We start from the raw sequence: 25,268 nt of genomic DNA, 5'->3' as shown, positions 1-25,268 counted from the left end.
TCGAGACCCGCTCGTGCAGCGTCCGGTGGTCGAGTAGGACGCGAAGCGCCCGTATCGAGACCCCACCACGGCGCCCGGGAATCCCTCAGCGCGCCACGGGCTCGTACCGGCGCGGTGCGAACGCCTGCGCGACGAGCGCCCGGAGCGACTCGAGGTCGCCCGACGCGAAGCCCTGCGCACGCGCCTGGACGAGCACGTTGCCGATCGCGGTCGCCTCGACCGGTCCGGCGAGCACCGGCAGGCCCGACCGGTCGGCCGTCCGCTGGCAGAGCAGCTCGTTCAGCGACCCACCGCCGACGACGTGGATCGTCTCGACGTCCACGCCCGACAGCACCGACGCGCTGCGCACGGCGCCGGCGAACGCCTCGGCGAGGCTCTCGATGATCGACCTCGCGAACTCGGCGCGGTTCTGCGGGGCGGGGACGCCGTGCTCGGCACACCACTCGGCGATCCGGCCGGGAAGGTCTCCGGGCGGCATGAAGCGCGGGTCGTTCGCGTCGAAGACCGTGACGGGCGCGGTGACGGATGCCGCGGCCGCGAGCAGCTCGGGCAGGTCGATCGTGTCGCCGTCCCGCTCCCACCAGCGCACCGACTCCGACAGCAGCCAGAGCCCCATCACGTTGTGCAGGAACCGGACGCGCCCGTCGACGCCGCCCTCGTTCGTGAAGTTCGCCTCCCGCGCGGCATCCGTCGTCACCGGGCGCTCGAGCTCGACTCCGACGAGCCCCCAGGTGCCGCACGAGATGTACGCGGCCGATTCGGCCCGCATCGGCACCGCCACGACGGCCGACGCGGTGTCGTGCGACCCGACGGCGACCACCTCGATGCCGGCCGGCGCACCGAGGTCGTTCGCCACCTCCGGCCGCAGCGAGCCGACCGACGCGCCGGGTTCGACGAGCGGGGCGAAGACGGATGCCGGGAGCCCGAGCTCCGCGATGAGCGCGTCGTCCCACTCGCCGGTCGACACGTCGACGAGCCCGGTCGTCGACGCATTCGTGCGCTCGGAGAGCCTCGCGCCCGTGAGCTGGAACGCGATGAGGTCGGGGATCAGCAGGAGCGAATCGGCGAGGTCGAGCCATCCGCCCCGCTGCTCGGCGGCGAGCTGGTACAGCGTGTTGAACGGCAGGAACTGCAGCCCGTTGCGGCGGTACAGCTCGGCGAACGGAACCCGCGCGTGGACGCGTTCGACCGCGGCCTCGTTGCGCGCGTCGCGGTAGTGGAAGGGCTCGCCGATGAGGCGGTCGCCGCGGAGGAGGCCGTAGTCGACGGCCCACGAGTCCACGCCGATCGAGCGGACGCCGGGCTCGCGGCGGAACGCCTCGGCGAGGCCGTTCGCGAGGTCGCGGTAGAGGCCCGTGACGTCCCAGTGCAGCCCCGACGCCAGCCGTACGGGCCCGTTCGGGAACCGGGCGACGTGGTCGAGGTCGAGCCGCCCGGCCGACTGGTCGACGTGCCCGACGATGACCCGCCCGCTCGTCGCTCCGAGGTCGACCGCAGCGACCGCGCCCGCGGCGCTCATCGGGAACCCTCGGTGGTCGAGACGGCGCGCAGCGCGACGCTTCCGTCGGTCGAGTAGGCGCGCAGCGCCGTATCGAGACCCGCAGTCGCAACGGTCTCGATACGCGCCCGGCTGCGCCGGGTGCTACTCGACCACCGGTATCCGCTCATCGGAGGAACGCCGCCGCGACGCCCGAGTCGACCGGGATGTGCAGGCCCGTGGTGCGGCTGAGCTCGGGGCCGGTCAGCACGTACACGGCGTCGGCGACGTTCTCGGGGACGACCTCGCGCTTGAGGATGGTGCGGTTCGCGTAGAACTGGCCGAGGTCCTCCTCCTTCACGCCGTACGTCGCGGCGCGGTTCGCGCCCCAGCCGGCGGCGAAGATGCCCGAGCCGCGCACGACGCCGTCGGGGTTGATGCCGTTGACGCGCACGCCGTGCTCGCCGAGCTCGACCGCGAGCAGGCGCACCTGGTGGGCCTGGTCGGCCTTGGTGGCCGAGTAGGCGATGTTGTTCGGGCCGGCGAACACCGAGTTCTTCGACGAGATGTAGATGACGTCGCCGCCCATCCGCTGCTCGATGAGCGCCTTCGCGGCGGCCTTCGCGACGAGGAACGAACCCTTGGCCATGACGTCGTGCTGCAGGTCCCAGTCCTTCTCGGTGGTCTCGAGCAGCGGCTTCGACAGCGACAGGCCGGCGTTGTTCACGACGAGGTCGATGCCGCCGAACGCGAGCACGGTCGCATCGATCGCGGCCTGCACGCCCTCGGCGTCGGCGACGTTCGCGGCGACGCCGATCGCGACATCCGTGCCGCCCAGCTCGGCCGCGGCGGCCTGAGCCTTCTCGAGGTCGAGGTCGGCGACGACGACGCACGCGCCCTCGGCGGCGAGGCGGGTCGCGATGGCCTTGCCGATGCCGGATGCCGCGCCGGTCACGAACGCGATGCGTCCCTGGTGCGTCTTCGGCTTCGGCATCCGCTGCAGTTTCGCCTCTTCCAGCGCCCAGTACTCGATGCGGAACTTCTCGGCGTCGGAGATCGGGGTATAGGTCGAGAGCGCCTCGGCGCCGCGCATCACGTTGATCGCGTTGACGTAGAACTCGCCGGCGACGCGAGCGGTCTGCTTGTTCGCGCCGTAGCTGAACATGCCGACGCCCGGCACGAGCACGATGAGCGGGTCGGCGCCGCGAATGGCAGGGCTCTCGGATGTCGCGTGCGCGTCGTAGTACGCCTGGTAGTCGGCGCGGTACTCGGCGTGCAGTTCCTGCAGGCGGGCGAGCTGCTCCTCGACGCTCGCCGTGGCCGGCAGGTCGAGGATCATCGGCTTGACCTTGGTGCGGAGGAAGTGGTCGGGGCAGCTCGTGCCGAGCGCGGCGAGCTCGGGCGCACGCTCGGCGGCGAGGAAGTCGAGCACCACGTCGGAGTCGGTGTAGTGGCCGACCATCGGCTTGTCGGTCGAGGCGAGGCCGCGGATGGTCGGGGCGAGGGCCGCGGCGCGCGCGTGCCGCTCGGCCTCGGGGAGGGCCTCGAAGCCGGCGCGGACGCCGCCGAACGGCTCCGGCGCGCCGTTCGCCTCGATGTACGCGGCGGCGGTGTCGATGATCCACAGCGAGTTGGCCTCGGCCTCGTCGGAGGTGTCGCCCCAGGCGGTGATGCCGTGGCCGCCGAGGATGCACCCGATCGCGGCAGGGTTCGCGGCCTTGATCTCGGCGATGTCGAGGCCGAGTTGGAAGCCCGGGCGGCGCCACGGCACCCAGACCACCTTGTCGCCGAAGATCTTCGCCGTGAGCGTCTCGCCGTCGGCGGCCGTCGCGATCGCGATGCCCGAGTCGGGGTGCAGGTGGTCGACGTGCGCGGCGTCGACGAGGCCGTGCATGGCGGTGTCGATCGACGGCGCGGCGCCGCCCTTGCCGTGCAGGCAGTAGTCGAACGCGGCGACCATCTCGTCCTCGCGGTCGACGCCGGGGTAGGTGTTCACGAGCGCGCGCATGCGGTCGAGGCGCAGCACCGCGAGCCCGGCCTCCTTCAGCGTGCCGAGGTCGCCGCCCGAGCCCTTGACCCAGAGCAGCTCGACGGGCTCGCCCGTGACCGGGTCGGTCTCGGTGCCCTTGGCGGAGGTGTTGCCGCCGGCGTAGTTCGTGTTCTTCGGGTCGGCGCCGAGGCGGTTCGACCGCGCGATGAGGTCGGCAGCTGCCTGGTTCGTCATGAGGTGATTCCTTCGGTGGTGGAAACGGTGGTCGGAGTCGGAGGTCGAGTAGGACGCGAAGCGCCCGTGCCGTGCGGTGGTCGAGTAGGACGCGGAGCGCCCGTGCCGTGCGGTGGTCGAGTAGGACGCGGAGCGCCCGTATCGAGACCCGTCAGCCACGCCAGAACCCGCTCGACCGTGACGGATGCCGCGGGCTCGCCGGGCCGGTTCAGGTGCCCGTGCTCGGTGCCGGGTTCGGTCACGACCTCGTTCGGCACGCCGGCGGCGGCGAGGGTCGCGGCGAACGCCTCGCCCGACACGCGGAGCTCGTCGGCCTCGCCGTTCACCATGAGCACGGGCGGGAACCCGGCGAGGTCGGCGGCCGTCGCACGTCCGGGCACGGCCGGCAGCGGGGCATCCTCGACGGGCCCGCCGAGGTAGGCCTCGTACATCTCGCGCACGCGCGCCGGCCCGAAGCGGTCGGCGACCGGGTTCGCGTCGAGCATCGCCCGCAGCGCGGCATCCGGTGCCGGCTGGACGGCGAGCAGCGTCGGGTAGGCGAGGAACACGCCCGCGGGAAGCGGGGTGCGTTCCGCCGACAGGGCGTCGGGACCCGGTGCGGCCTCCACAGCCGCGCTCGGGAACCGGTCCGCCCCGCCGGCGGAGTCCGGAGTCGCGGGGATGCCGAGCGTGCGCAGCACGGCTCCCGCGGTGAGGTTGGCGCCGGCACTCGCGCCGCCGACCACGATGCGCGCCGGGTCGATGCCGAGCTCGTCGGCGTGCGCGGCGGTCCACGCCCAGGCGGCGAGCACGTCGTCGGAGCCGGCCGGGTAGCGCCCGGCCGCGTCGACCGCGAGCCGGTAGTCGATCGAGACGACGGCGACGCCGCGTGCGGTGAACGCCCGCGCGACCCAGTCGGCCTCGGGCATGTCGAGGTCGCCCGCGGCGAATCCGCCGCCGTGGGCCCAGACGAGCGCGGGCGTCGGGCGCGCGGCCGCGGCATCCGCCGGGTACACCCGGACGAGCCCGTCGGCCGCCGCGTACGGCGTCTGCTGCGTCATGGTCGAACTGCTCTTCCTGTGGCTGTCGTGACTGGATGCGTTTCGCGGTCTACCGGATACGTCGGTCAACGCTGGCGCGTCGCCCGACTCCTGCTCCGCCTTTCGTGAGGAGGCGTGTCGCTTCGCGCCACGCCGACCTCACGCGCCCCATCCCGCCTGCACGCCGCCGACGCGGTCGGCCGCGATCTGCGCGAGGTAGCCGGATGCCGCGAACGCCGCCATCGGGTCGGCCGCGAGGCCCCGCGTCTCGCGCCACTCGGCGAGGGCGGGGCGCACGTCGGTGTAGAAGGCGTCCATGAAGATGCGGTTCGCCTCGAGCACGTCGCCCGAGACCTGCGCGGCGCGGAGCGCGTCGGTGTCGACGAGCAGCGCTCGGGCGGTCATCTCCTGCACGTTCAGCACCGAGCGGATCTGGCCGGGGATCTTGTCCTCGACGTTGTGGCACTGGTCGAGCATGAACGCGACATCCGGGTGGTTGAGGCCGCCGCCGCGGGCCACCTCGTAGACGATGCGGAACAGCTGGAACGGGTCGGCCGCACCCACGATGAGGTCGTCGTCCGCGTAGAAGCGGCTGTTGAAGTCGAACGAACCGAGCTTTCCGAGGCGCAGCAGCTGCATGACGATGAACTCGATGTTCGTGCCGGGCGCGTGGTGGCCGGTGTCGAGGCAGACCATCGCCTTGTCGCCGAGCGCGGCGACCTGGGCGTAGCTCGTGCCCCAGTCCGGAACGTCGGTGTGGTAGAATGCCGGCTCGAAGAACTTGTACTCGAGCACGAGGCGCTGCTCGTCGCCGAGGCGGTCGTAGATCGTCTGGAGCGACTCCTGCAGGCGGTCCTGGCGGCCGCGGAGGTCGGCCTGGCCCGGGTAGTTCGACCCCTCGGCGAGCCAGATCTTGAGGTCGCGGCTGCCGGTCGCGTGCATGATCTCGATGCACTCGAAGTGGTGGTCGATCGCCTTCTGCCGCACTGCGGCGTCCTCGTGGGTCAGGGCGCCGAACTTGTAGTCGTCGTCCTGGAACGTGTTCGAGTTGATCGTGCCGAGCGAGACGCCGAGGCCCTCGGCGTGCGCGCGGAGGTCGTCGTAGTCGTCGACCTTGTCCCACGGGATGTGCAGCGCCACGGTCGGCGCGAGCTTCGTGTACGCGTTGACCTGCGCGGCGTCCGCGATCTTCTCGTACGGGTCGCGCGGCGTGCCGGGGGTGCCGAACACCTTGAAGCGGGTGCCGGAGTTGCCGAACGCCCAGCTCGGCAGTTCGATCGCCTGGAGCTCCAGCTGGTCGAGGACGGTCTGCGGAATGGTGCTCACTGTTCGCTGCTTTCTGTGCGGGTGGTGACGGATGCCGCGGGGCCGGCGCCTGCGCCGGGTGCGGTGGTCTCGGGGCCGGTGCGCCGACCGGTGGTGGCGGATGCCGCGGACCCTCCGTCGAGGGCGGCGAGCTGGTCCTCCAGGTGGAACACCTCGTGGAGGCGGGGGGCGCCCTGGTCGGGACGGGCGCCGTCGAGCGCGACGAAGAACTCGGCCATCTCGGCCTCCCACGGTGCGGTGCGGGGGTCGTTCGCGAGGGAGGCCTGGGCCGCGTCGTCGTCGTCGACCTCGTAGTAGCCGACGAGGAGGCCGTCGTCGCGGAGGAAGAGCGAGTAGTTGCGTCGACCGGATGACTCGATGGCCCGGAGCATGTCGGGCCAGACCGCGGCGTGCCGCTCGCGGTACTCGTCGAGGCGAGCGGGGTCGACCTGCAGCTGGAAGCAGACCCGCTGCGTGGTGCCAATGCTCATCGTCGAGCTCTCCGTTCGTCGTGAATCGTTTCAAAGCGTAGATCACGTTCGCGTGGCGCGCAAGCGGAAGACGTTTTCCCGCCGATTGCGCATGAGAATCCGGGTGACGTGGCGCCGGGGGCGCCCGTCACCCGGATTCTCATGTGCTCGGAGGGCGTCGCCTGCGGAGATCACGGCCCGCGCCTCGTAGACTCCGACGCGGAGGGGAGTCCGATGGCAGTCAGCGTGCGCGAGGTCGCGGCCGCGGCATCCGTCTCGGTCGGCACCGTCTCGAACGTGCTGAACCGGCCGGAGAAGGTCGCACCCGAGACGGTCGCGCGCGTGCTCGCGGCGATCGAGGAGCTCGGGTTCGTCCGCAACGACGCCGCCCGCCAGTTGCGCGCCGGTCGCAGCCGGTCGATAGGACTCGTCGTGCTCGACGTGCGCAACCCCTTCTTCACCGACGTCGCCCGCGGCGCCGAGGATCGCGCGGCCGAGGACGGCATGACGATCCTGCTCGGCAACAGCGACGACAACCCCGACCGCGAGCGCGCCTACCTCGACCTGTTCGAGGAGCAGCGCGTGCACGGCGTGCTGATCTCGCCCCGCTCCGACGACCTGCCGCGCCTCGAACGCGCGCGCTCGCGCGGCGTGCCCGTCGTGCTCGTCGACCGCGAGGCGCCCGAGCGCAGCTTCTCGTCGGTCGCCGTCGACGACGTCGTCGGCGGGGCGCTGGCCGTGCGGCACCTCGTCGAGTCCGGGCGCAGGCGCATCGCCTTCGTCGGCGGGCCGTCGTCGATCCGCCAGGTCGCCGACCGGCTCGAGGGCGCTCGACGTGCGGCCGCCGAGACGCCCGGCGTCACGCTCGAGGTCGTCGAGACCTCGGGCACCACCGTGCTCGAGGGGCGCGCGGCGGGCGAGGCGATCCGCGACCGGGCGCCCGAGCACCGGCCCGACGCGATCTTCTGCGCGAACGACCTGCTCGCCGTCGGCGTGCTGCAGGCGCTCATCATGCTCGGCGACGTGCGCGTGCCGCGCGACATCGCGCTCATCGGCTACGACGACATCGACTTCGCCCAGGCCGCGGTCGTGCCGCTCTCGTCGATCCGCCAGCCGGCCTGGCTCATCGGCTACACCGCGGTCGACCTGCTGCTCCGCGAGGCGCGCGACGGCGCCGACTTCGTGCCCGAGCAGGTGCAGTTCCAGCCCGAGCTCGTCGTGCGGGAGTCGACCGGGCACTGACATTGCGACCCGGGGGACCCCGGCGATCGGCGGTCGGGCGACGGATGCCGCGCGCTCGCGCCCACCCCGCGCGCTCGCGCGCACCCCGCGCGCTCGCGCGCACGCTGCCGCAGACGCTCCGGGCTGCTCCTGCTCGAGACGCGGTTCGGCCCTCCCGCGCCGAATGCGGGAGGGCCGAACGGTTCAGCTGCGGATCAGCGGAACAGGTGGGCGCCCAGGTGGTCGCCGACCTTCTCCGCCGCCTTCGGCGAGGCCTTCGCCGTGCCGTTCACGGACGACGTCGACATCGCGTAGGTGAGGACCGCGTGCGCGATGGCGTCGGCCATGTCGCCGAGTCCCTCCTGGTTGACGTTGCTGATCGTGCCCTGGTACTCGAGCGCACCGCCGTACGCCGCGTTCAGCGCGTCGTAGAGGGCGGCGTCCGCGCCGTCACCGACCGGGTCGAGGCTGTCGCACGCCTGGTGGTAGCAGGGGTCGTACGAGACCGGCTTCCCGCCGAACTCGGCGAGGCCGCCGTAGTCGGCGACCTGGTCGGCCGTCTTCGCGCCCTCGGCGCCCGTGAACAGGCCGCCCGCGGGGATGCCCGCCGTGATGAAGGCGTCGTAGTCGGAGCGTCCGTCGAACTCGGTCGGCTCCGACTCCTCGCCGATCGACTCGAAGAAGTCGGAGAACAGGTGCTCGATGTCGTCGCTGCCGCTCGGGCCCTTGATGCCGAACGCGTCGCCGTCGCCGTCGTAGACGAAGTTGGCGTAGTTCGGGGAGCCGACCATGTCGAAGTTCAGGTAGAGCTCGATGTTGTTCGCCTCCTTCTTCGGGAGCGAGTCGACGTAGTACTGCGAGCCGAGCAGGCCGGCCTCCTCGGCGCCCCACCAGGCGAAGCGCACGGCGTTGCGCGGCTGGATGCCGAGTTTGGCCATCTGCAGCGCGGTCTCGAGGATCGCGGCCGAGCCGGAGCCGTTGTCGTTGATGCCCGCACCGGCCGAGACCGAGTCGAGGTGCGCTCCGGCCATGACCACGCGGTCGGTGCGTCCGGTCGGCGTCTGCGCGATGAGGTTCTGCGTCGGCACGTCGAGCTCGATGAGGGTCTCGGTCTTGAGGTGCATGACGACCTCGCCGGCGGCGAGGAGCGACGCGAGTTCGTCGCCGATCGCGAAGGACGTGCCGACGACCGGGATGTCATCGCTGAACGCATCGCCGAGCGTCGCGTTGAGCGTCTCCTGGCGGCCCTCCTGGCCCTCGTTGAAGATGATGACGCCGGAGGCGCCCGCGACGGCCGCGTTGTGCGCCTTGACCGAGAAGTCGCACGTTCCGCGCTGGACGAGGGCGATGTTGCCCGAGGTGAAGCCGTCGAAGTCGGCTGCCTCGCAGCCGCTGTTCGACGAACTCGCGGTCGGTCCGGGCGGCAGCACGAGGTCGACGGCCTCGAGCGGCGCCGTGACGTCGCCGCTTCCCGAGTACTCGGCCGTGACGAAGTCCACGAACGGCACGTACACCTCGGTGTCGGGCGAGACCCGATCCATCTCGGGTTCGCTCAGCTCGGTGAACGAATTGAACCTGAAGTCTTGTCGCGTCGTGATGTAGCCCGCCGCATCGAGGACGCTCTCGATGTAGTCGATCGACGCGCCGTACCCCGGCGTTCCGCTCGCGCGGGTGCCGCCGTTGGCGTCGGCGATGGCCTGGAGCTCCTCCAGGTGCGCCATGATGCCGTCGGAGGTGACGGCGTCCTGCAGCGCGGTGGTGTTCGTCGGTACCGCGGCCTGTGCACCGGTCGCGGTCAGTGCGATCGCCGCGGTGGCGGCGACCGCGGCGAACGTGGCGTTCCGAGTTCTTCTTCGCACGGTCTCTCCCATGGGGGTGGTCGGAACCGGGGGCATGATGCCGTCCGGGTCGTCCGGGCACGCCGGAGAGCGGGAACCGGACGATGCCCACCCTTTCCCGACGTGCGTTCGAACGTCAAGGGGTGGATGCCGAACGCGCCCGATGCGCGCCGTACGCCGCGTGCTGACGGGCGGAAATCGGCGTCAGGCGCCGGATCGTTGCGTGAGTGGCCGGGTTCGAGAAGTCGTCGCCACCGCCCCCTGCGCCCGACGCGCCGTGTGTCGACGGTCGGGTGCATCGAGCGGCGCGGCATCGGGCACCTCGACCGACGTCGTCGGTGCGACCAGGTCGATCGGCGACGTGCTCGTGGTCGGCAGCTCGACGGGCCGCGTGAGCGGCACGGCGATGGCGGCCGTCGGCGCCTCCGCGTAGGCGAGCGCGAAGCGCGGCATCCGCCCCCCGATCGGATGGCGCACGACGCGCAGCCCGCGCGCCACGATCAGCCACCCGAGGCCGACGATCGCTGCGACGCCGGCCGCCACCGCGGCCACGCCGAGTGCCCACCGCGGACCCCACGCGTTCGCGACCGCGCCGACGATCGGGGCGCCGATCGGCGTGCCGCCCGAGAGGATCGCCATGTAGAGCGCCATGACGCGGCCGCGCAGCAGCGGGTCGGTCGTGGTCTGGACGTAGCCGTTCGCGGTCGTCAGCATCGTCACGACCGTGAACCCGATGAAGACGGTGGATGCCGCGAACAGCCAGTACGTCGGCATGACGGCGGACACCGCGGCCGCGATCCCGAAGAAGGCCACCGCGCCGATGATGACGCGGATGCGGGCGCGCTCGCGCTTGGCTGCGAGCAGCGCGCCGGTCAGCGATCCGATCGCGAGGATCGACGAGAGCAGGCCGTACTCGCCGGCGCCGCGGCCGAACTCGACCGCCATCGTCGAGGAGAAGATCGGGAAGTTCATGCCGAACGCGCCGACGAGGAACACCATCACGAACACGACGACGAGGTCGGGCCGGCCGGCGACGTAGCGGAAGCCCGCGACGAAGGCGCCGCGCTCGCGGGGGGCCCGCGGCATCCGTCGCAGGTTCGATCGCTTGAGCTTCGCGAGCGCGACGAGGACCGCGATGAACGTGACCGCGTTGATGACGAAGACCCAGCCGGTGCCGACGAGCACGATGAGCACGCCCGCGAGGGCCGGGCCGATCATGCGGGCCGCGTTGAACGACGCCGAGTTGAGGGCGACCGCGTTCGACATGTTCGACGACGAGACGAGGTCGGCCACGAAGGTCTGGCGCGCGGGGATGTCGACCGCGTTGACGATGCCGAGGAGGCCGGCGAAGACGTAGAGGTGCCAGAGTTCCGCGTGCCCGAGGATCAGTAGCAGGCCGAGGGCGAGCCCCAGCACCATCAGCGCCGACTGGGTGAACATCAGGATCTTCCGGCGCTCGAAGCGGTCGGCGATGAGGCCGGTCACGGGCACGAGCAGCAGCTGCGGCGCGAACTGCAGCGCCATCGTGATGCCGACCGCGAGCGCGTCGTTGTCGGTGAGCTCGGTGAGCACGACCCAGCTCTGGGCCGTGGCCTGCATCCACGCGCCGATGTTCGAGACGAGCGCGCCGATGAACCAGATGCGGTAGTCGACTGAGGCGAGGGAACGGAACATCGATCTCACTGGTCGGTGAGCCTCCTGAGGATGTCGGTGGCGGCGGCGAGCGTGTCGCGCTCGTCGGGGGAGAGGGTCGCGAACCGCTTGGCGAGCCAGGCGTCGCGGCGGCGTCGGGTCTCGCGGACGATCGCCTCGCCCTCGTCGGTCGTGCGGAGCAGGACCTTGCGGCCGTCGTCGGGCGAGCCCTCGCGGACCAGCAGTCCCGACTCGACGAGGCAGTTCACCGTTCGGTTCATCGACGGGGGAGTGACGCGCTCGAGCTCGGCCAGGCGGCCCGGCGTGAGCGGGCCCTCGCTCGCGGTCCAGGCGAGGGCCGAGTACTGGGTCGCGCTCAGCTCGGCGTCTGCGCGCTCCTGACGGATGCGACGGGCCAGGCGCATGACCGCGAGGCGGAGCTCGGTGCTCTGCTCGGCGAGGGGCGCGCGGCGGGCGCGCGCCGGGGCGGGCGCCTGGGCGATGGTGTCGGTCACATCGTTAGCATAACAAATTAGCGTGCCTAATGATTCCTTCGCGCAGACTGCCCGACCGCGGAGACGCCTCCGCTCGACACCTTCAGGGGGAAAAGAAGAACCGGACCACCTTTCTCCCACCTCCGCAATGTTCGATCCTTCGCCGCCCCGATCCCACGCGGCCCCGGCGCAGGCTGGGACCGACCGGGAACGTGGATCGGGCGCGGCGGTTGTCGTCAGCACTGGCGAGTGCTTGGGCCCCTGGCACCCGCCATTGCTGACGACATTCCCATCCGACCCCGGCGGACGCCGCGAGGTCGATTCCCGCCCGACGCGTGTCGGTAACCGGCCTGAAACACCCGACTGGAACCGTAGGCACATGGGAAGCCTCTTCGACGGGTACGCGGCGACGCGGTCGCGCAAGCGGAATCGCGCCCGACCGTGGGACGAGATGTTCCCGTCCGACGCCGTGACCGTGCGCGAGCCGTACCGCGAGCTCTACCCGGCGCTCGCCCGCATGACGCAGGACGAGCTGCGCGGCCGCACCGATGCGCTCGCGAGCAGTTACCTCGCGCAGGGCGTCACGTTCGACTTCGCGGGGGAGGAGCGGCCCTTCCCGCTCGACGCGGTCCCGCGCGTGATCGGCGCGGGCGAGTGGAACGTCGTCGAGGCGGGCGTCGCCCAGCGCGTGCGAGCGCTCGAGCGTTTCCTCGGCGACGTCTACGGCCGGCAGGACGTCGTCCGCGACGGCGTGATCCCCGCCGCGCTGATCAGCTCGTCGACGCACTACCACCGGCAGGCCGCCGGGATCGAGAGCGCGAACGGCGTGCGCATCCACGTCGCCGGCATCGACGTCATCCGCGACGAGCTCGGCGACTGGCGGGTCCTCGAGGACAACGTCCGCGTGCCGAGCGGCGTGAGCTACGTCATCTCGAACCGGCGCGTCATGGCGCAGACCCTGCCCGAGCTGTTCACCTCGATGCGGGTCCGCCCGGTCGGCGACTACCCGAACCGCCTCCTCCAGGCGCTCCGCGCGAGCGCGCCCGAGGGCGTCGACGACCCGACGGTCGTCGTGCTCACACCCGGCGTCTACAACTCGGCCTACTACGAGCACACGCTCCTCGCCCGGCTCATGGGCGTCGAGCTCGTCGAGGGCCGCGACCTGTTCTGCTCGGGCGGCCGCGTCTGGATGCGCACGACCGCCGGCCCGACGCGCGTCGACGTCATCTACCGCCGCGTCGACGACGAGTTCCTCGACCCGCAGCAGTTCCGCCCCGACTCGGTGCTCGGCGCCCCCGGGCTCATGCTCGCTGCCCGCCTCGGCCACGTCACGATCGCGAACGCGGTCGGCAACGGCGTCGCCGACGACAAGCTCGTCTACACCTACGTGCCCGACCTGATCAGGTACTACCTCGACGAAGAGCCGATCCTGCCGAACGTCGACACCTGGCGGCTCGAGGAGCCCGAGGCGCTCGCCGAAGTGCTCGACCGACTCGACGAGCTCGTCGTGAAGCCAGTCGACGGGTCGGGCGGCAAGGGCCTGGTGGTCGGGCCGGATGCCTCGAAGTCGACGCTCTCGGAACTGCGCGGTCGACTGCTGAAGGACCCGCGCGGCTGGATCGCCCAGCCGGTCGTGCAGCTCTCCACGCTCCCGACGCTCGTCGAGGATGGCATGCGCCCCCGCCATGCCGACCTGCGCCCCTTCGCGGTGAACGACGGCGAGGACGTCTGGGTGCTCCCCGGCGGGCTCACGCGCGTGGCCCTTCCCGAAGGTCAGCTCGTCGTGAACTCGAGCCAGGGCGGCGGGTCGAAGGACACCTGGGTGCTCGACGACTCCGTCACGACCGGCCCCATCGCGGGGCTCGTGCCGAGCCCGCGACCGGAGGGATTCGGCTCCGCCCACGGCGCCGGCGGGCGCGTCGGCACGATCGTCGCCGACCAGGCGACCGGCATCGCCGGCGCGCCCACCACCGCGACGGGGATCGCGAACGCCACGGCGACGGCGACCAGCCCGATCGCCGAGGTCGAGCAGGCCGCGCATCACCGCAGCCATCGGCCCGAGTCCTCGCCGCAGGACGAGGACGCCCCGATCCGCCAGCAACAACAGCAACAGCAACAGCAGCAGACCCGTTGGTCGAGTCGCACGCGAAGCGCGCCCACGCTCCGGTGGTCGAGTAGCACGCGAAGCGCGCGTATCGAGACCATTCCCCAGGGTCTCGATACGGTCGCTGCGCGGTCTACTCGACCACCGACGGGGACGGAGGCGAACCCATGCTGAGCCGCATCGCCGAGAGCCTCTTCTGGATCGGCCGCTACATCGAGCGGAGCGACGGCACCGCGCGCATCCTCGACGTGCACCTGCAGCTCCTCCTCGAGGATCCGTGGATCGACGAGGACTCGGCGTGCCGCGCGCTCCTCGCGGTCATGGGCAGCGAGCCCAACGAAGACGTCGCACTCGGTCCCTCGGATGTCATCGCGCTCCTCGCGGTCGACCCGCACCACCCGGCGTCCATCGCCCACTCGGTGACCGCGGCCCGCGAGAACGCGCGCCGCGCGCGAGAGATCGTCTCGACCGAGCTGTGGGAGGCGCTGAACCACACCTATGCGCGGATGCCCCGGCACGTGGCATCCGACAAGACCCACGAGTTCTTCCGCTGGGTGCGCGACCGGGCGGCGCTCGCGATCGGCGTCGTCGACTCGGCGTCGAGCCGCGACGAGGCGTGGCACTTCTTCAACCTCGGCCGCTCGATCGAGCGTGCGGACATGACCGCGCGCCTGCTCTCGACGCGCTCGCTCACCGAGGCGAGCGGGCCGAGCTGGACGACGATCCTCCGCAGCTGCGGCGGGTACGAGGCGTACCTCCGCAGCTACCGCGGCGTGCCCTCGACGCTCTCGGCGGCGGAGTTCCTGCTGCTCGACCGGCTGTTCCCGCGCTCGATCATCTCGAGCGTCATCCGCGCCGAGGAGTCGCTCCGCGAGATCGACCCGCGTGCGGGACGCGTCGGCGTGACCGACCAGGGGCAGCGGCTGCTCGGGCAGATCCGCTCCGAGCTCGAGTACCGGCCGATCGGCGACATCCTGTTCGACCTGGCCGGCAACATGGAACGCGTCCAGGAGGTCGTCTCGGCGGCGAGTGACGCGATACGGCAGCGCTACTTCCCGACGAGCGTCGTGCCGGTCTGGATCGGGGAGGTCTCGTGAGTCGGCTCCGCATCGTCCACCGCACCGGGTTCGCCTACGCCCAGGAGGCCACGGCGTCGTACAACGAGGCGCGGATGCTCCCGCACTCCGGCGGCGAGCAGTTCGTGCTGCACGCGAGCCTCGACATCCGCCCCGGTGCGACCCAGCACGCCTACCTCGACTACTGGGGCACGCGCGTCTCGACGTTCGAGGTGCTGACCCCGCATCGCGAGCTCTCGGTCACCGCCACGAGTGTCGTCGAGGTGCGGCCGCTGCCCGGCCGCGGGCCCGAGCCCACGTGGGAGCAGCTCGCCGAGATCCGCGCGTCGAGCGTGCCCTTCACCGAGTACACGACGCAGACGGATGCCACGGAGCCGCCGTCGGAGGTCGCCGCGCTCGCCGCGGAGATCGCCGCGGAGGGCATGCCGGTCGGCGAGACCGCGCTCGAGATCTCGCGCGCGATCGGCGATGCGGTGGAGTACGTGACGGGCGTGACCGCCGTGAACTCGACCGCGCGAGAGGCGTGGTCCGAGCGCAAGGGCGTCTGCCAGGACATCGCGCACCTCGCGGTCGGCGCGCTGCGCTCGGTCGGCATCCCGGCGAGGTATGCGTCGGGGTACCTGCATCCCGACCGGGAGGCGCCCGTCGGCGTCACCGTCACGGGCGAGTCGCACGCGTGGGTCGAGTGGTTCGCCGGAACCTGGCGCGGCTACGACCCGACCAACCTCGCCGAGGTCGGCGAGCTGCACGTGCTCGTGGGTCGCGGGCGCGACTACACCGACGTGGCCCCGCTCCGCGGGGTCTACGCGGGCCCGTCGTCGTCGGAGCTCTTCGTGTCGGTCGAGGTGACCCGCGAGTCCTGACCCGGATGACAGGATGAGCGCATGCCGACGTTCACCGACCCGCAGGGCGTGCGAATCCACTACGAGTCCTGGCGCGTGCCCGACCCGGTCGCGGTCGTGCAGCTCGTGCACGGCGTCGGCGAGCACATCGGGCGCTACGGCGCCCTCGTCGAGGCGCTGAACTCCGCTGGCTACTCGGTCTGGGCCGACGACCACCGCGGCCACGGGCAGACCGGGTTCGAGCAGCACGGCGGCGACCTCGACCGGATGGGCAAGCTCGGCCCGGGCGGGCTGCGCGCCGCGATCCACGACGTGCACCTCTTCACCGGCGTCATCCGCGAGACCGAGGGCGACGAGGTGCCGCTCGTACTGCTCGGTCACTCGTGGGGCTCGCTCATGTCGCAGATCCTGCTGGAGCGGCATCCGCACGACTGGGATGCCGTGGTGCTGACGGGCACGGCCTATCGCACGCCGATCCACATGAACTCGGGCGACCTGAACCGCCGTCATCGGCACCTCGGGACGACGGGTCTCGAGTGGCTCTCGCGCGACCCGGCGGTCGCCGAGGCGTTCGTCGCCGACCCGTACACGACCGGCGTGCCGCTGCAGCAGCTCTTCGGGCTCATCGAGGCCGCCCGCCTGCTCGGCCGGCCCGGCCGCAACCTCCCCGAGGAGCTGCCGCTGCTCATCATGGTCGGCTCCGACGACTCCCTCGGCGGCGAGAAGAGCGCGCTGAAGCTCGCGAACGCCTACGCCTCGCGCGCCGGGCTCGCCGACGTCACGCTCGTCGTCTACGAGGGCGCCCGCCACGAGGTCTTCAACGAGACCAACCAGGAGGAGGTCCGCGGCGACCTCATCCGGTGGCTCGACGACCGTTTCGCCGTCGACTGATCGATACCTTTCTCAGGAGTCTGCGGGCGTGTCGCCGCATCGTTCGGCGTTTCTTCCTGAGAAGCGCATCGGACGGCGGCCGCGGTCCTGAGAAACGAACCGGGCGGGCAGAGGTCGGCGACGGATGCCGCGTCAGCGCGCCGTCGGCAGGTTGAAGCCGATCAGCCGCGGCTGCATCCGCCCCTCGAGCAGCTCGAAGCGAACGGGCGTCAGCCCGCAGTTCTCGACCTCGGGGAACAGGTCGCGGTAGCGGTCGGGGTCGATGCCGAGCCAGTCGCACAGCAGCAGCCGCATGAGCGTGCCGTGCATCACGACGAGCACGCGGTCGCCCTGCCGCGACGCCGCCGAACCGCCGACCGTGCCGGGCCCGATGCCGAACTCGTCGACGAGCTCCCGCAGCGCGGGTTGCGCGCGCGCGATGCCCTCGACGCCGGCCTCGCCACCGGGCAGCGGCTGCCGCGCGGGATGCCGCTCGAACGCGGCCCACTCGGCCGGCATGCGCTCGGCGAGCTCGCCCGGCCCGAGGCCCTCGCCGGCTCCGAAGTCGATCTCGACGAGGCGCGGGTCGGTGCGCAGCTCGAGCTCCGCGGCATCCGCTGCGGGCTCTGCGGTGAGCCGCGCGCGGCTGAGCGTCGACGAGACGACGGCCGACAGGCGCGCGCGCGACGCCCACTCGGCGAGCTCGTCGGCCTGGGCGAGCCCATGGGCGGTGAGCTCGACGTCGGACGAGCCCGCGTAGCGGTGCTCGCCGTGCCACACGGTCTCGCCGTGTCGTGCCAGGTACAGGGTGGTCATCGCGGCGTCCCCCTCGCAGCCGAACGGATGCTCCGAGCCCGAGCCTACGCCCGGGGTGCGCGCCGCCGCGGCATCCGTAGGCTTGGGGGCATGCACGGTGAGTACAAGGTCCCCGGCGGCAAGCTCGTGGTCGTCGACTTCGACGTCGTCGACGGGGCGATCCGGAACGCGCGCGTCGCGGGCGACTTCTTCCTCGAACCCGACGAGGCGCTGGGCGACCTGAACCGGGCGCTCGACGGGCTGCCGGCGGCATCCGATGCCAAGCAGATCGCCGCGGCGATCACGAAGGGGCTCCGACCCGACGCGGTCATGCTCGGCTTCTCGGCCGAGGCGATCGCCGTGGCCGTCCGCCGGGCGATGACGAACGCGCGGACGTGGTCGGACTACGAGTGGGAGATCGTGCACGACGCGGCCGTGCCGCCGCGCGTGCACCTGGCGCTCGACGAGGTGCTCGCGACGCGCGTCGGCGAGGGGCGGCGGAAGCCGACCCTGCGGTTCTGGGAGTGGGAGGAGTCGGCCGTCGTGATCGGCTCGTTCCAGTCGGTGAAGAACGAGGTCGACCCGGATGGCGCGGCCCGCTACGGCTTCGACGTCGTGCGCCGCATCTCGGGCGGCGGCGCGATGATGATGGAGAAGGGCAACGTCGTCACCTACTCGCTGTACGTGCCGGCCGAGCTCGTGCAGGGCATGAGCTTCGCCGATTCGTACGCGTTCCTCGACGACTGGGTCCTGCAGGGGCTGCGCTCCCTCGGCATCGAGGCGACGTACCAGCCGCTCAACGACATCGCGAGCCCGGCCGGCAAGATCGGCGGCGCCGCGCAGAAGCGCCTCGGTTCGGGCGGCGTGCTGCACCACGTGACGATGGCGTACGACCTCGACAACGCCAAGATGCTCGAGGTGCTGCGCATCGGCCGCGAGAAGATCAGCGACAAGGGCATCGCGTCCGCGGCGAAGCGCGTCGACCCGCTGCGGTCGCAGACCGGGCTCTCTCGTGCCGAGATCATCGAGCGACTGAAGGAGACGTTCGCGGGGCTCTACGGCGCGACGCCCGGGGCGGTCACCGCCGACGAGCTCGCCGAGGCCGAGGCGCTCGTCGCCTCGAAGTTCGCGACGGAGGACTGGCTCCAGCGCGTGCCCTGACGCCGATCCCGTTCTCAGGAGTCGCGCCCGGATCGGTCCGGTTCTCAGGAGGACACGCCGTCGAATCCGGCGGCACGCCGAACAACTCCTGAGAAGAGTGCCCGCAGCGTGGCTGTGGAAGGGCTGAACGTGAGGGGGAGTCAGGGCGTCTACAATCGCCGGGTGGACTGGTGGCTGATCCTGATCATCGCCGGCGCGGTGATCGCGTTCGGCGTGGTCGCCGTGCGCAAGGGGTGGATCGACCTGTCCGACAAGACCAAGGCGGGCAAGCCCAGCGGGTCGGCGGTCATGATGATCGGCGACGAGGTCTTCGCACCGCGCAAGTACGAGGCGCAGGTCGAGGTCGACCGGCAGGCGCGGCTCCCCGTGCCCGCACCCGTTCCGGGCGACGGCGACAAGGGCATCGCGTTCGCGGCGGCCGACGCCGACGACGACGACCCCGACCGGTTCCGCGGTCGCATCCGGCTCGACGTCGAGCGCTGAGCGCGCCGTCGCCAGCGGACTGCCGAGGCAGACCGGCTCATCCGGTCGGCAGGCGGATGCCGCGACGCGCCGCTACGCGTCCGTGAGCGTCGCGCCCCACTCGCGTGCCCGCTCGAGCTCGCCGTCGGCGACGGGGCCCGAGTAGCCGTGCACGCCGAAGGTCTTCGGGGAGTCGACCGGGCGGAAGCCCTTCGCGACGAGCGCCTTCATCGCCTTCTTCGCGGCCGAGCCGGGCAGGCGCGGCTTGACGGTGCGCGTGTCGAACGTCGCGACCGCGACGGCCGACGTCGGCGCGGCGAGTTCGTCGATCCACTCGCGGATCCCGCGGGCGGGGATCTCGGTCGCGCCCTGCTGGCGTGCGTTGTTCCGGGTCGACGCGGTCGACATCGAGAACGCGTGCGTCGGTCCGCCGACGACCACGAGGTCGACCTCCGGATCGATCGCCGGCGGGGCCTCCGTGGCGGCCACGACGTCGACGCGTTCGACGCCCGCGCTGCCGCGCAGCCCCTCGGCGGCCGCCTCGGCCAGGGATCCGGTGTTGCCCCAGATCGTCTCGTACACCACCAACGCGCGCATCATTCCGCTCCCCGTCCCGGGCCGGCGCCGTCGGCGCCCGCCGTCAGGCGTTCAGCGTAGGTCCGGGCGACCGCACCCGGCCGGGACCTTCGACCGGCGGGCTCCGCCGCGGACCCGGGCACCGAAGCGCCGGGGCGTCGGCGGCCTCGGCGATCCGGATGCGCTGGCAGACTTGAGCGGTGTCCGCCGACGAACCCGATCGCGTCATCCACGCCGACAACCTCGACGTGCTGCGCTCGTTCCCCGACGGCCGGTTCACGCTCGTCTACCTCGATCCGCCGTTCAACACGGGCCGGTCGCAGGCGCGGCAGTCGCTGCGCCACGTGCGGCAGGGCGGGGCGGATGCCGCGGCCGACGAGGCATCCGTCGCCGACCCTGCGCGAAGCGCCGAGGCGACCGCGACCCGGCGCCTCTCGATCACCGGGTTCGCGGGTCAGCGCTACGAGCGGATCCGCGGCGACCTGCTCCGCTACGACGACCGGTTCGACGACTACTGGGGCTTCCTCGAGCCGCGGCTCGTCGAGGCCTGGCGGCTGCTCGCCGACGACGGCACGCTCTACCTGCACCTCGACTACCGCGAGGCGCACTACGCGAAGGTGCTGCTCGACGCGCTGTTCGGCCGCGAGTGCTTCCTGAACGAGCTGATCTGGGCGTACGACTACGGCGCGAAGTCGAAGCGGCGCTGGCCGACGAAGCACGACACGATCCTCGTGTACGTGAAGGATCCCGAGGCGTACTTCTTCGACTCCGAGTCGGTCGATCGCGAGCCGTACATGGCGCCCGGGCTCGTCACGCCCGAGAAGGCCGCGCGCGGCAAGCTGCCGACGGATGTCTGGTGGCACACGATCGTCTCCCCGACGGGCCGCGAGAAGACCGGGTACCCGACGCAGAAGCCCGAGGGAGTGCTGCGTCGCATCGTGCAGGCGTCGAGCCGGCCGGGCGACTGGGTGCTCGACGCCTTCGCCGGCTCGGGCACGACCGGCGCGGTCGCCCGTTCGCTCGGTCGCCGGTTCGTCCTCGTCGACGAGCACGCCGACGCGATCGAGGTCATGCGCCGCCGGTTCGCGGATGCCGCCGGCATCCGCTTCGACGCCTGACGCGCCGCCCGGCTACGCCGACACGCGACGCACGAGCCGCGTCGGCATGATGTTGCGGTGCGGCACGTCCTCGCCCGCGAGCAGTCGCAGCAGCAGGTCGGCCATCATGTAGCCCATCTCCTCCGACGGCTGGTGCACCGTGGTGAGCGGGATCGCCGACGAGGTCGCGGCGGGGCTGTCGTCGTAGCCGACCACGGCGACGTCTTCGGGCACGTGCCGCCCGCGCTCGCGCAGCACCGCGAGCGCGCCCGTGGCCATGAGGTCGCTCGCCACGAAGATCGCGTCGATGTCGGGTACGCGGTCGAGGAGGCGCCGGGTCGCGGCGACCGCGCCGGCGACCGTGAAGTCGGCGCTCTCGACCGCGTCGGAGGGCATGCCGGCGGTGGCCATCGAGCGGCGGAAGCCCTCGAGCCGGTCGACGGCGGCGGGCATGTCGAGCGGGCCGGTGATCGTGCCGATGCGCTTGCGCCCGACCGCGATCAGCCGCTCCGTCGCGGTCATGCCGCCCTCGAGGTTGTCGACGTCGACGAAGATGTCGGTCTCGGTGATGTTCGGCGGCCGGCCGCCGAACACGATCGGCATCTCGTGCGCGGCCTCGTGCAGCTGGTGGTCGCCCTCGTGGTGCGAGACGACGAGGGCGCCGTCGACGACGCCGGAGCGCAGGTAGCGCAGGGTCTTCCGGTTCGGGTCGCTCGTCGACAGCAGCAGGTTCAGCACGTACTCGCTGTCGTCGAGCCGGCGGGTGATGCCCTGCACGATCGCCGCGAAGTACGGGTCGCCGAAGAACATCCGCGTGTCTTCCGGCACCACGAGCCCGATGGCGCCCGACGTCCGGCTGGCGAGCGAACGCGCCGCCCGGTTCGGCACGTAGTTGAGCTTCGCGATGGCCGCGTTCACGACCCGCACCACCTCGGGCGAGACCTTTGGCGAGCCGTTCACGACGCGGCTGACCGTCGCCCGCGACACGTTCGCCTCGCGCGCGACCATCTCGAGGGTCGGCGCAGACGAACGCGCCCCGGTCCCGGTTGCCCCCTGCATGCCGGCCAGTCTATTTCCGTCGGTCATGGGGCGTCGGTCCGAGGCGCGTTCGTCGGGTCGTTCAGCGAGCGGATGCCGCGGGCAGGCGGCGGTCGCGGATGACGCGCTGGTAGGCGAGCCCGCTGTCCTTGACCGTGCGCTCCTGGGTCTCGTAGTCCACGCGGACCAGGCCGAAGCGCTTGTCGTAGCCCCACGCCCACTCGAAGTTGTCGAGGATCGACCAGTAGAAGTAGCCGTGCACGGGCGTGCCCTCGTCGACCGCGTCGAGGACGGCGCCGAGGTGGCCGAGCAGGAAGTCGGTGCGCTCGGCGTCGTGCACCGCGCCATCCGTCGCCACCTCGTCGTCGTACGCCGCGCCGTTCTCGGTCACGTACAGCCGCACGTCGGCCGGGCCCGAGTACTCCCGGTGCACGCGGCCGAGGAGCTCGCGCAGCCCGTCGGGCTGGACCTCCCAGCCCATGCCGGTCTGCGGCAGGCCCTGCGAGTGGAAGTGCACGCCCTCGGCGGCGGGGAACGGCGACCGGGTGGGTCGGTCGGTCGGCGCCTGCCCCGCGAGCGGCTCCGCCGCGGGCCGGTCGCTCACGGACTCGCCGTGGTAGTAGTTCACGCCGAGCGCGTCGATCGGGGCCGAGATGATCTCGAGGTCGCCCGGCTCGATGGCCTCGCGCAGGCCGAGGTGGCCGACGTCCGCCAGGAGGTCGCCCGCGTAGTGGCCGCGGAAGATCGGGTCGAGGAACACGCGGTTGAACTGCCCGTCGATGCGGCGCGCGGCGTCGACGTCGCCGGGGCTCGCCGGGTCGACGGGCTTCGCGACCGTGAGGTTCAGCGTGATGCCGAGCTCGAGCGAGGCGTCGCGCTCGCGGAGCGCCTGCACGGCGAGGCCGTGGCCGAGGAGGAGGTGGTGCGCCGCGCGGAGGCCCGCCTCGACGTCCTGTCGCCCGGGCGCGTGCGCGCCGGCCGTGTAGCTGAGGAACGACGAGCACCACGGCTCGTTGAGCGTCGTCCACACCTTCACGCGGTCGCCGAGCGCGTCGTGCATCGTGAGCGCGTAGTCGCGGAACCGGAAGGCGGTGTCGCGGTTCGCCCAACCGCCCTGCTCCTCGAGGGCCTGCGGGAGGTCCCAGTGGTAGAGCGTCAGCCAGGGCAGGATGCCCTGCTCGAGCAGCTCGTCGACGAGGCGCGAGTAGAAGTCGACGCCCGCCGGGTTCACCGGTCCGCCGTCGGGGTGCACGCGCGCCCACGAGGTCGAGAACCGGTAGGTGTCGAGCCCGAGCTCGCGCATGAGCGCGACGTCGTCGCGGTAGCGGTGGTAGTGGTCGCACGCGACATCCCCGTTGTCGGCGTTCACGACCGCGCCGGGCACGCGGCTGAAGGCGTCCCAGATCGAGTCGGTGCGGCCGTCCTCGTGGGCGGCGCCCTCGATCTGGTACGCGGCGGCGGCGGCGCCGAGGAGGAAGCCCTCGGGGAAGCGGCGGAGGCTCGACGGTGCGGCCGCGGCCGCGGCATCCGTCGTCGCGGTGGTGGTGTGCTGGATGGTGGTCATCCCTTGACGGCTCCTTGCATGATTCCTGAGACGAGCTGCTTGCCGGCGACGACGAACAGCAGGAGGAGGGGAATGGTCGACAGCAGGACGCCCGCGAGCACGATCGAGTAGTCCACGAAGTGGTTGGACTGCAGGAGCGAGAGCGCGACGGGCAGCGTCGGGTCGCTGCGGTCGAGCACGATGAACGGCCAGAAGAAGTTGTTCCAGGCCGTGACGAAGGTGAACAGGCCGAGCATCGCCGCGGCGGGGCGGGCGGCGACGACGCCGATGGTCCAGAACGTGCGGATCATCGACGCGCCGTCGACGCGCGCGGCCTCGATGAGCTCGTCGGGCACCGACTGGCGGAGGTACTGCGTCATCCAGAACACGCCGAACGCGCTCGTGACCGCCGGGATGATGATCGCGCCGATCTGCCCGGTCCAGCCGAGGTCGGAGAACAGGATGTACAGCGGCACGACGCCGAGCTGCATCGGCACGGCCATGGTGGCGACCACGAACACGAGCAGCGGCTTCGACCCGGGGAAGCGCAGCTTGGCGAACGCCCAGCCCGCGAGCGTCGAGGTGACGACGACGGCCGCTGCGATGAGCGCCGAGCTGTAGATCGAGTTCCACAGCGCGGGCCAGAAGTTCACCGCCGGGTCGTTCACCACCGTCTGCGCGTTCGCGAGGAAGTTGCCCGCAGGCCACCACGAGAAGTCGGGGTCGTTGATCGTGGTCGAGTCGCCCGAGCCGATCAGGAAGGACCAGTAGAACGGGAACAGCGAGGCGATGAACACGACGCCGAGGCCCGCGTACACCCAGAAGCCCGCCCGGCGGCCCTTGATGCGGGTCGTGCGGTTGTGCCTGCGCTGCGGTGTCTCGGGGATGCTCGATTCGACGATGGACAGCGCCGCGGGCGAGTTCAGGGAGCTCATGCGCGCACTCCCTTCTGCTTCTTGGCCTTCGGGCTGCGGGCGCCCTCGTCGCGGACGAGGGCCCGTGTCACCGCGAGGTTGATCAGGCCGATCACGAGGATGATGAGGAAGAGGATCCACGCCAGTGCGGCCGCGCGGCCGAAGTTCCACTCGCCCCAGCCGATGTTGTAGAGGAAGAGCGTGATCGTGAGCCACTGCTGGGCCGGACCGCCCTCGCCGGTGTTGTCGAACATGCGCGGCTCGTCGAAGATCTGGAGCCCGCCGATCGTGGAGGTGATGATGACGAAGATCAGGGTCGCCTTGAGCGAGGGCAGCGTGATGCTGAGGAACTGGCGGAAGGCGCCGGCGCCGTCGACGGTGGCCGCCTCGTAGTAGTCGCGCGGGATCGCCTGCATCGCGGCGAGGAGGATCAGCGTGTTGTAGCCCGTCCATCGGAAGTTGACCATCGTCGCGATGGCGACATGGCTCCAGAACGGGTCCTTGTGCCACGGGACGGCGGGCAGGCCGAGGTCGGTGAGGATGCCGTTCACGAGGCCGTGGACGTCGCCGAACATGTTGCTGAAGATCAGGGCGACCGCGACCGGCGCCATGACGAACGGCACGAGCACGCTCATGCGCCAGAACGTCTTCGCTCGGATGTTGCGGTCGAGCATCGCGGCGATGAAGATCGCGGCGATCAGCTGGGGCACGCTCGAGAGCAGGAAGATGCTGAACGTGTTGCGCAGCGCCGTCCAGAACTGCGGGTTCTGCAGGATCCAGACGTACTGGTCGAGGCCGATGAACTCGCCGGAGTTGCGGACCAGGTCCCAGTCCATGAGCGAGATGACGGCCGTGTAGCCGATCGGGAACAGGCCCACGACGGCGAACATGATGAAGAACGGCGAGATGTAGAGGTACGGGGAGAACTTCAGGTCCCACCGGCTGAGGTGCTGGCGGAAGCCGAGCACGCGGACCGGGCGGGCTGCGGGCTCGGCGTGGTGCGGCGGGGCCGCCGGCGCCGGCGGTCGCGTTTGCGTCGAGGTCACGATGGGGCTCCGAATCAGGGTGCGTGGATGCGTCGGGGAGGGGGTGCGGGCCGGTGCCGGCCCG

Annotated in this window: 22 protein-coding genes; 8 read left to right on the top strand and 14 right to left on the bottom strand. The window is 71.5% G+C overall.

Annotated elements, in window-relative coordinates; all coding sequences use genetic code 11:
* Positions 1-85 precede the first annotated feature (85 nt).
* From GJ743_RS17075 to GJ743_RS17055, 5 genes are all read right to left on the bottom strand, one after another.
* Complete coding sequence (locus GJ743_RS17075; protein ID WP_155053108.1) at positions 86-1,519, bottom strand: rhamnulokinase; 1,434 nt, start codon at positions 1,517-1,519, stop codon at positions 86-88.
* Positions 1,520-1,664: 145 nt separating this feature from the next.
* Positions 1,665-3,701 carry a bifunctional aldolase/short-chain dehydrogenase gene (locus GJ743_RS17070; protein ID WP_155053107.1) on the bottom strand — a complete coding sequence of 679 codons (2,037 nt, stop codon included), beginning with the start codon at positions 3,699-3,701 and terminating at the stop codon, positions 1,665-1,667.
* Positions 3,698-4,741, bottom strand: coding sequence for an alpha/beta hydrolase (locus tag GJ743_RS17065; RefSeq protein ID WP_155053106.1), 1,044 nt, complete (start codon positions 4,739-4,741; stop codon positions 3,698-3,700). Before GJ743_RS17065 ends, GJ743_RS17070 begins: the two co-directional genes overlap by 4 nt.
* Before the next feature lie 138 nt (positions 4,742-4,879).
* Entirely contained in the window at positions 4,880-6,037 is a 1,158-nt protein-coding gene (rhaI, locus tag GJ743_RS17060; RefSeq protein ID WP_376861998.1) for an L-rhamnose isomerase, read from the bottom strand.
* A 5-nt stretch (positions 6,038-6,042) separates the two neighbouring features.
* On the bottom strand, positions 6,043-6,516 hold the full coding sequence (locus GJ743_RS17055) for an L-rhamnose mutarotase (protein ID WP_155053105.1): 474 nt from the start codon (positions 6,514-6,516) through the stop codon (positions 6,043-6,045).
* Between the two features lie 213 nt (positions 6,517-6,729).
* Between GJ743_RS17055 and GJ743_RS17050 the strand changes: the two genes are divergently transcribed.
* The gene (locus tag GJ743_RS17050; protein WP_155053104.1) at positions 6,730-7,737 is read left to right on the top strand and encodes a LacI family DNA-binding transcriptional regulator; all 1,008 of its coding nucleotides are present in this window, start codon (positions 6,730-6,732) and stop codon (positions 7,735-7,737) included.
* A gap of 194 nt (positions 7,738-7,931) precedes the next feature.
* On the opposite strand, the gene GJ743_RS17045 is transcribed toward GJ743_RS17050, so the two are convergent.
* From GJ743_RS17045 to GJ743_RS17035, 3 genes are all read right to left on the bottom strand, one after another.
* A complete protein-coding gene (locus GJ743_RS17045; protein WP_328289301.1) occupies positions 7,932-9,575 on the bottom strand; it encodes a M28 family metallopeptidase in 1,644 nt (547 codons plus the stop codon).
* A 183-nt stretch (positions 9,576-9,758) separates the two neighbouring features.
* Entirely contained in the window at positions 9,759-11,228 is a 1,470-nt protein-coding gene (locus GJ743_RS17040; RefSeq protein WP_155053102.1) for an MFS transporter, read from the bottom strand.
* 5 nt (positions 11,229-11,233) lie between these two features.
* Entirely contained in the window at positions 11,234-11,701 is a 468-nt protein-coding gene (locus GJ743_RS17035; RefSeq protein ID WP_328289300.1) for a MarR family winged helix-turn-helix transcriptional regulator, read from the bottom strand.
* 358 nt (positions 11,702-12,059) lie between these two features.
* Here GJ743_RS17035 and GJ743_RS17030 point away from each other — a divergent pair, with 358 nt between their 5' ends.
* Genes GJ743_RS17030 through GJ743_RS17015 form a run of 4 tightly spaced genes read left to right on the top strand, consistent with a single transcriptional unit; the run spans position 12,060 to position 16,593 of the window.
* Entirely contained in the window at positions 12,060-13,958 is a 1,899-nt protein-coding gene (locus GJ743_RS17030) for a circularly permuted type 2 ATP-grasp protein (protein ID WP_155053101.1), read from the top strand.
* Positions 13,952-14,881, top strand: coding sequence for an alpha-E domain-containing protein (locus GJ743_RS17025; protein WP_155053100.1), 930 nt, complete (start codon positions 13,952-13,954; stop codon positions 14,879-14,881). The genes GJ743_RS17030 and GJ743_RS17025 overlap by 7 nt, the downstream gene beginning before the upstream one ends.
* Positions 14,878-15,723, top strand: coding sequence for a transglutaminase family protein (locus GJ743_RS17020; RefSeq protein WP_328289299.1), 846 nt, complete (start codon positions 14,878-14,880; stop codon positions 15,721-15,723). The genes GJ743_RS17025 and GJ743_RS17020 overlap by 4 nt, the downstream gene beginning before the upstream one ends.
* Positions 15,724-15,744: 21 nt before the next feature.
* A complete protein-coding gene (locus tag GJ743_RS17015; RefSeq protein ID WP_155053099.1) occupies positions 15,745-16,593 on the top strand; it encodes an alpha/beta fold hydrolase in 849 nt (282 codons plus the stop codon).
* A 132-nt stretch (positions 16,594-16,725) separates the two neighbouring features.
* Here GJ743_RS17015 and GJ743_RS17010 read toward each other — a convergent pair whose 3' ends face one another.
* Positions 16,726-17,388, bottom strand: coding sequence for a histidine phosphatase family protein (locus GJ743_RS17010; RefSeq protein ID WP_155053098.1), 663 nt, complete (start codon positions 17,386-17,388; stop codon positions 16,726-16,728).
* Between the two features lie 90 nt (positions 17,389-17,478).
* Between GJ743_RS17010 and GJ743_RS17005 the strand changes: the two genes are divergently transcribed.
* Both GJ743_RS17005 and GJ743_RS17000 read left to right on the top strand, forming a co-directional pair.
* Positions 17,479-18,528, top strand: a complete 1,050-nt coding sequence (locus GJ743_RS17005) for a lipoate--protein ligase family protein (protein ID WP_155053097.1) — start codon at positions 17,479-17,481, stop codon at positions 18,526-18,528.
* Between the two features lie 162 nt (positions 18,529-18,690).
* Positions 18,691-19,011 carry a hypothetical protein gene (locus GJ743_RS17000; RefSeq protein ID WP_155053096.1) on the top strand — a complete coding sequence of 107 codons (321 nt, stop codon included), beginning with the start codon at positions 18,691-18,693 and terminating at the stop codon, positions 19,009-19,011.
* A 72-nt stretch (positions 19,012-19,083) separates the two neighbouring features.
* Here the strand turns inward: GJ743_RS17000 and GJ743_RS16995 are convergent, their stop codons facing one another.
* The gene (locus GJ743_RS16995; protein ID WP_155053095.1) at positions 19,084-19,587 is read right to left on the bottom strand and encodes a flavodoxin family protein; all 504 of its coding nucleotides are present in this window, start codon (positions 19,585-19,587) and stop codon (positions 19,084-19,086) included.
* 179 nt (positions 19,588-19,766) lie between these two features.
* Here GJ743_RS16995 and GJ743_RS16990 point away from each other — a divergent pair, with 179 nt between their 5' ends.
* Positions 19,767-20,684: a DNA-methyltransferase gene (locus GJ743_RS16990; RefSeq protein ID WP_328289298.1), complete on the top strand. Its 918-nt coding sequence runs from the start codon at positions 19,767-19,769 to the stop codon at positions 20,682-20,684.
* Positions 20,685-20,696: 12 nt separating this feature from the next.
* Here GJ743_RS16990 and GJ743_RS16985 read toward each other — a convergent pair whose 3' ends face one another.
* The 4 genes from GJ743_RS16985 to GJ743_RS16970 all read right to left on the bottom strand — a co-directional run bounded on the left by GJ743_RS16985 (position 20,697) and on the right by GJ743_RS16970 (position 25,204).
* On the bottom strand, positions 20,697-21,722 hold the full coding sequence (locus GJ743_RS16985) for a LacI family DNA-binding transcriptional regulator (protein ID WP_155053094.1): 1,026 nt from the start codon (positions 21,720-21,722) through the stop codon (positions 20,697-20,699).
* 61 nt (positions 21,723-21,783) lie between these two features.
* The gene (locus GJ743_RS16980; RefSeq protein WP_155053093.1) at positions 21,784-23,265 is read right to left on the bottom strand and encodes a GH1 family beta-glucosidase; all 1,482 of its coding nucleotides are present in this window, start codon (positions 23,263-23,265) and stop codon (positions 21,784-21,786) included.
* Complete coding sequence (locus GJ743_RS16975; protein WP_155053092.1) at positions 23,262-24,179, bottom strand: carbohydrate ABC transporter permease; 918 nt, start codon at positions 24,177-24,179, stop codon at positions 23,262-23,264. The genes GJ743_RS16980 and GJ743_RS16975 overlap by 4 nt, the downstream gene beginning before the upstream one ends.
* Entirely contained in the window at positions 24,176-25,204 is a 1,029-nt protein-coding gene (locus GJ743_RS16970) for a carbohydrate ABC transporter permease (RefSeq protein WP_376861989.1), read from the bottom strand. The genes GJ743_RS16975 and GJ743_RS16970 overlap by 4 nt, the downstream gene beginning before the upstream one ends.
* Positions 25,205-25,268 lie beyond the last annotated feature (64 nt).

This window comes from Agromyces bracchium (genome assembly GCF_009709675.1).
GTDB classification, from domain to species: Bacteria; Actinomycetota; Actinomycetes; order Actinomycetales; family Microbacteriaceae; genus Agromyces; species Agromyces bracchium.
The sequence above is the reverse complement of the archived record's forward strand: the minus strand, read 5'-3'. Positions and strand labels throughout refer to the sequence as shown.